General features: G+C 40.3%; 1 protein-coding gene. It reads left to right on the top strand.

All coding sequences use genetic code 11. The features are described 5' to 3' along the window. Positions 1 to 871, top strand: an 871-nt coding sequence (locus FFM82_RS13420) for an ISL3 family transposase (RefSeq protein ID WP_137646246.1), incomplete at both ends; no start/stop codon positions are given.

The following is an 871-nucleotide window of genomic DNA, read 5'->3' as shown; positions in this document are numbered from 1 at the left end:
CAAGACCATTTTACCCGAGTATTACTTCAAATTAAAGACCAAAATATTAGTCAGTTAGTCACGCATGAACCCGTAAATGGGATTTTAAGAGTTAGCGGGGTATTGACTTATGATGTTAAATATTGCCCACGCTGTGGTCAAACTCCCATGCTTAAAAATGGGCATAAACTAGTTAACATTCGCCTTTCTCGCGTTAGTGAACTCATTACAATCCTCAACTTAAGAAAGCAACGTTTCATCTGTAAAGCTTGTGGTACCACGGTTCTGGCAGAAACTTCATTAGTGAAGAAGCAGCATCAAATCTCAGAAAATGTTCTTCACGCCATTGATTTAGCCCTAACTGAAGATCGCACGATGAGTAGTATTGCGGCTCAATATAACGTTTCAAACAATACGATTGTTCGGCGGTTAAGATTACTCGGAAAAGGCACTCAGCCAGTTTTCAACGGATTACCAGTAACTCTTTGTATCGACGAATTCAAATCCACCAACAATCAAATGAGCTTTATAGCCATCGATGCCCAAAATCATGATATCATCACAATCTTGCCTGGAAGAAGAAATCAAGAGATTAGAAACTACTTCAAAAATCGTTATTCCACTAAGAATCGGCAACAAGTGATTCGCGTTGTTATGGACTTTAATTCCCAGTATCAGTCGGTCGTACGGGAACTATTTCCCAACGCCAAACTGGTAGCTGACAACTTTCACCTTGTTCAAATGACGTTGCGATCACTCAATCAGACCCGGGTTCAACTGATGAAACAGTTCAAACCAGATACCCGCGAATACCGGACGCTTAAACACTACTGGCGTTTATATTTAATGAGTTATGACAACCTAGAAAAGGCTAAACCACAATGGTTTAGCC

The sequence above is a fragment of the Lactiplantibacillus plajomi genome, assembly GCF_005405405.1.
GTDB lineage: Bacteria > Bacillota > Bacilli > Lactobacillales > Lactobacillaceae > Lactiplantibacillus > Lactiplantibacillus plajomi.
This window is presented reverse-complemented; position numbering and strand designations above follow the sequence as displayed.